Origin of the sequence: Hydrogenophaga sp. (genome assembly GCF_041633695.1) — a bacterium.
Taxonomy (GTDB): Bacteria; Pseudomonadota; Gammaproteobacteria; order Burkholderiales; family Burkholderiaceae_C; genus Hydrogenophaga.
This window is the reverse complement of the sequence record NZ_JBFJMY010000332.1, coordinates 1-4674: the sequence shown is the minus strand read 5'-3', so window position 1 is coordinate 4674 and position 4674 is coordinate 1. Positions and strand designations below refer to the sequence as shown.

The following is a 4674-nucleotide window of genomic DNA, read 5'->3' as shown; positions in this document are numbered from 1 at the left end:
GGGCAACCGTCGCAGAACGTCTGCTCGGTCTCCATCGTCGGCCGCGAGGGGGTCTGATGAGCGCGGCCGTCGTACTGGTTGACCGCCCCACGCCGCACGTGGCGCGGCTGTTGATCAACCGCCCCGACAAACGCAACGCCATCGACCACGGCGTGCGTCGGGCCTTGACCGAGTCGCTCGCTGCGCTGCTGGTCGATGCCACTGTGCGCGCCATCGTGTTCGGCGGTGCGCAGGGCGTGTTCTCCGCCGGTGGTGACGTACCCAGCATGGTAGGCCTGACCGAGGCGCAGGCGCGAGAGCGCATGCAGCACGTTCATGCGCTTTGCCGCCTCATCGCAGAAGCGGGTGTGCCGGTGGTCAGCGCGGTGGAAGGCATTGGCGCGGGCGCGGCGGTGGGCCTGGCCTTGCTGGGCGACCGCATCGTCGTGGGCGAGGGCACCAAAATTCTTTTTCCCTTTCTCAAGCTCGGTCTGGCGCCGGATTGGGGGCAGTTGCTCACCCTGCCGCGCCGCGTGGGTTTGCCGGTGGTGCGGCGCATCTTCTGTGATGGGGCGCCAGTGAGCGGAGCCGAGGCGTACCGCATCGGTCTGGCCGACACCTTGGTGGCCGATGCGCAGGTGATGACCACCGCCGTGGCACAGGCCGGTGAACTGGCCTTGCTGCCGCGCGAGGCCTTCGCGCGCATGAAGGCGCGCCTGAACCACCCCTCGGCGTCGTTGGCCGAGGAACTTGCGCGCGAGGAAAACGACCAGGCGGTCTGCCTGCTCGGCGACGACTTTGTCGAAGGGCACGACGCCTATGTGAACAAGCGCACTGCGGACTTCGTGGCGCTGCCGGGAGTGAAACGATGAGCGAAGACGCCGTTATCCTGCGCCGCGATGGCGCTGTGGGCACCGTGGTGCTCAACCGCCCCGCGAAGCGCAACGCGCTCGACCTGGTGATGCGCGCCGCCATTGCGCAGGCCGTGCGCGCGCTCGACGCTGATGCGTCGGTGCGCGTCATCGTCATCACCGGAGGCGAAAGTGTTTTTGCTGCGGGCGCCGATCTCAATTTGCTGGTGGACAAAGGTGCGCAGGACGTGGCCGACATCGCCCTGGGCCAGTACTGGGCGCCGGTGTCTGGTAGCGCCAAACCCACCATCGCGGCAGTGAGCGGCTTCGCGCTGGGCGCAGGCTGCGAACTGGCCATGATGTGCGACTTCATTGTGGCCGACGCCAGCGCGCGTTTCGGTCAGCCCGAGCTGGCGGTGGGCATCATGCCTGGCGCGGGCGGCACCCAGCGGCTGGTGCGCACCTTGGGCCCGCAGGTGGCTTCCATGATGTTGCTCACCGGCGAGATGATCTCCGGTGAACGCGCCTTTCAACTCGGCCTGGTGGCCGAGCTGGCCGCCGATGGCCTGGTGTTGGAGCGCGCCACCGACTTGGCCCGCAAGGTGGCGCGCATGCCGCCCAAAGCCGTGCGGGCCACGCGCCGCGTATTGCGCCAGGGCGCCGACCTGCCGCTGGACGCCGCGCTCGCGCTGGAAAACCGCGAGTTCCTGCTGCTGTTCGACACCGCCGACAAGACCGAAGGCATGCGTGCCTTCCTCGACAAACGCAAGCCCGATTTCAAGGGCCAATGATGCTCAAGGCCAAATGACTTCCATCACAGAAAAAAAATGGACGCTCGGCGTCGTGGGTGCGGGCGCCATGGGGCGCGGCATCGTGCAGTTGTTTGCGCAGGCGGGCCACCGCGTGCGCTGCTTCGATGCAGCGCCGGGCGCTGCGCCCAAAGCGGTCGAGTTCGCGCTCGGCATGATCGAGCGCGGCGTGGAAAAAGGCCGCTTGAGCGCCGAGGCCTTCGAGGCGGTTCGCGCGAACGTCATCCCCTGCGCGCAGATGGCCGATCTGTCCGACTGTGAGGTGGTGATCGAGGCCATCGTGGAAGACCTCGAGGTCAAGCGCCAGTTGTTCCGCGCGCTGGAGGATGTGGTGGCCGAGACCGCCGTGCTCGCCAGCAACACCTCGTCGCTCACCGTGGCCGACATTGCCGCTGCCTGCCGCCACCCGGTGCGCGTGGCCGGCCTGCACTTTTTCAACCCCGTGCCGCTGATGAAGGTGGCAGAGGTCATCGCCGCGCTGCGCACTTCGCCGCAGACCGTGGACACGCTGAGCGGACTGGTGAGCGGCGCCGGGCACCGCGCGGTGGTGACGGCGGACCAACCCGGTTTTCTCGTCAACCACGCGGGGCGCGGTCTTTACACCGAAGGGCTGCGGATTGTTGAAGAACAGCTGGCCTCACCAGCCGATGTGGACGACGTGTTGCGCGACGGTCTGGGTTTTCGCATGGGCCCGTTCGAGCTGCTGGACCTGACTGGTCTGGATGTGTCCAGCAAGGTGATGACATCGATTTACGAACAGTTCCAGCAAGAACCGCGTTTCCGGCCTTCGTCGCTGGTGGCCCCACGCGTGGCGGCTGGGCTGTTCGGCCGCAAGACCGACGAGGGTTGGTACACCTACGACGGCGGCGTGCGCCGTCCTTCTCCGGCCCGCGCTGCACCACCGTTGCCTTCGGGTGTGCAGGTGTGGGTAGACCCGCAGGCCAGTGGCCACACGGGCCTGGTGGCCTTGCTGTCGGCAGCGGGCGCGGTGCTCACCGCAGATGCCGCACATGCCGATGTGTGCATCGTGCAGCCCTGGGGCGGCGACGCGACGCATGCGGCGTCCGCGCTCGGCTTGGATGCGACGCGCGTGGTCGCCATCGACCCCATGGTGCCCCTGGCGTTGCGCCGCACGCTCATGCTCACGGCGCTCACCTCGCCCACAGCACGCGACAGCGCCTGGGCGCTGCTGGCAGCGGACGGCGTTCCGGTCACCGTCATCAACGACAGCCCGGGTTTTGTTGCACAACGTGTGCTGGCCACCATCGTGAACATCGCCGCGCAGATCGCGCAGCGCGGCATTGCGAGCGTGGCCGACATCGAAGACGCCGTGAAGCTCGGCCTGGGTTACCCGCACGGCCCTTTGGCCTGGGGCGACCGCATCGGCGGTGCGCATATTCTGGAAATTCTGCGCAACATGCTGGCCGAGACCGGCGACCCGCGCTACCGGCCCAGTCCCTGGTTGCTGCGCCGCGTGGTGCTCGGCCTGTCCCTGCTCACACCGGAGGCTGCGCGGTCATGAGCGTTGCCATCGACATCGATCACCTGCGCCAGTGGGTCGGTCGCGAACAGGTGGCCGAGCAAACACTGGAACCTTTTCCTGCCGTGGCCATGAGCGGTCTGCTCGACCGCGCCGAGCCACCGGCGGTGGACGATGCGCTGCCGCTGCCCTGGCACTGGCTGTACTTTCTCGATGCGCCCGCGCGCGCGGCCACCGGGCTCGACGGGCATCCACAGCGTGGTGGTTTTCTGCCACCGGTGCCCTTGCCGCGCCGCATGTGGGCGGCGGGCAAGCTGCAATGCGAGGCGCCGCTTCGCTTGGGCGCGTCTGCGCGCAGGCGCTCTACCGTGCGCAGCGTGGAGCTGAAGGACGGCCGCAGCGGCCCCCTGGTTTTTGTGACCGTGGACCATGTGCTGGAGCAGGGCAACCGTACTTGCGTTCGCGAAGAGCAGAACATCGTCTACCGCGAGGCACCCACAGCGCCCGTGTCCTTGCCCGTCGGCGAAAAGGCCACGCAGGCGGCGCAATGGTCTGCCACGTTGCAGCCCGACCCTGCGTTGTTGTTCCGCTATTCCGCGCTCACCTACAACGGTCATCGCATCCATTACGACCGCGATTACGCGGTACATGAGGAGTTTTACCCCGCGTTGGTGGTGCACGGTCCGCTGCTGGCGACGGCATTGTTGGATCTGCTGGAGCAAGGCCGGCCCGGCGTGCCGGTGCGTGCCTTCACCTTCCGCGCCTTGCGCCCCGCGTTCGACACCGATGTGTTGCAACTCTGCGCCGCTGCCGAGGGCAACACCGTTGAGCTCTGGACGCAGGACGCCCAGGGCCAGGTTGGCATGACGGCGCAGGCCACGTTGGGCTGGTGAACACCATGCGCGACAACCCGATCTGGCGATCCATGCTTTTCGTGCCCGCGCACGTGGAGCGCTTCGTCGCACGCGCCCATGCGCGTGGCGCCGACGCTTGTGTGCTGGACCTGGAAGACAGTGTGCCGCTGGCGCAGAAGGCGGTGGCGCGCGCCGCCGTGCCGGGCGCCGCAGCCGCCATTGCGGCACGGGGCACGCCGGTGCTGGTGCGCGTCAACCAAGCCTGGGAGATGGCTGCGCTGGACATCGACGTGGCCGTTGGCCCGGCTGTGAGCGCGCTGGTTCTGCCCAAGGTGAACGATGTCGCCACGGTGCAGGCCGTGGTCGAACGCCTGGACCGGCTCGAGGCCCAACGCGGCTTGCCCGCAGGACACACCCGCCTGATCGCGCTGATCGAAGATGTACAGGCCTTGCCAGCACTCGACGAGATTGCGGCCAGCACGCCGCGCATGCTCGGCATGATGCTCGGCCCCGAAGATTTTTCGGCCTCCGCCGGCATGGCGCCGGTGCGCGAGGCTTTGATGTTACCCAACCAGCTGGTGCAGTTCGCCTGCCGCCGCGCCGGCATTCTGCCCTTTGGCTTTCCCGGTTCGATCGCCGACTACGGCGACGCCGAGGCATTCGCACAGACCATCCGGCTCGCGCGCCAGCTCGGCTTTGTG

Annotated in this window: 5 protein-coding genes; all 5 read left to right on the top strand. The window is 67.8% G+C overall.

Annotated elements, in window-relative coordinates:
- Positions 1–56: 56 nt before the first annotated feature.
- Positions 57–851 carry an enoyl-CoA hydratase/isomerase family protein gene (locus ABYB95_RS17280; RefSeq protein ID WP_372659794.1) on the top strand — a complete coding sequence of 265 codons (795 nt, stop codon included), beginning with the start codon at positions 57–59 and terminating at the stop codon, positions 849–851.
- Complete coding sequence (locus tag ABYB95_RS17275) at positions 848–1621, top strand: enoyl-CoA hydratase-related protein (protein ID WP_372659793.1); 774 nt, start codon at positions 848–850, stop codon at positions 1619–1621. The genes ABYB95_RS17280 and ABYB95_RS17275 overlap by 4 nt, the downstream gene beginning before the upstream one ends.
- Before the next feature lie 13 nt (positions 1622–1634).
- The gene (locus ABYB95_RS17270) at positions 1635–3161 is read left to right on the top strand and encodes a 3-hydroxyacyl-CoA dehydrogenase (RefSeq protein ID WP_372659792.1); all 1527 of its coding nucleotides are present in this window, start codon (positions 1635–1637) and stop codon (positions 3159–3161) included.
- Entirely contained in the window at positions 3158–4012 is an 855-nt protein-coding gene (locus tag ABYB95_RS17265) for an acyl-CoA dehydrogenase (protein ID WP_372659791.1), read from the top strand. Before ABYB95_RS17270 ends, ABYB95_RS17265 begins: the two co-directional genes overlap by 4 nt.
- Positions 4013–4017: 5 nt before the next feature.
- A partial coding sequence (locus ABYB95_RS17260) for a CoA ester lyase (RefSeq protein WP_372659790.1) occupies positions 4018–4674 on the top strand: 657 nt, incomplete at its 3' end.

Coding starts and splice junctions, on each gene's coding strand:
- ABYB95_RS17265 (WP_372659791.1), top strand. CDS start 3,158: ATGAGCGTTGCCATCGACATCGATCACCTGCGCCAGTGGGTCGGTCGC.
- ABYB95_RS17280 (WP_372659794.1), top strand. CDS start 57: ATGAGCGCGGCCGTCGTACTGGTTGACCGCCCCACGCCGCACGTGGCG.
- ABYB95_RS17275 (WP_372659793.1), top strand. CDS start 848: ATGAGCGAAGACGCCGTTATCCTGCGCCGCGATGGCGCTGTGGGCACC.
- ABYB95_RS17270 (WP_372659792.1), top strand. CDS start 1,635: ATGACTTCCATCACAGAAAAAAAATGGACGCTCGGCGTCGTGGGTGCG.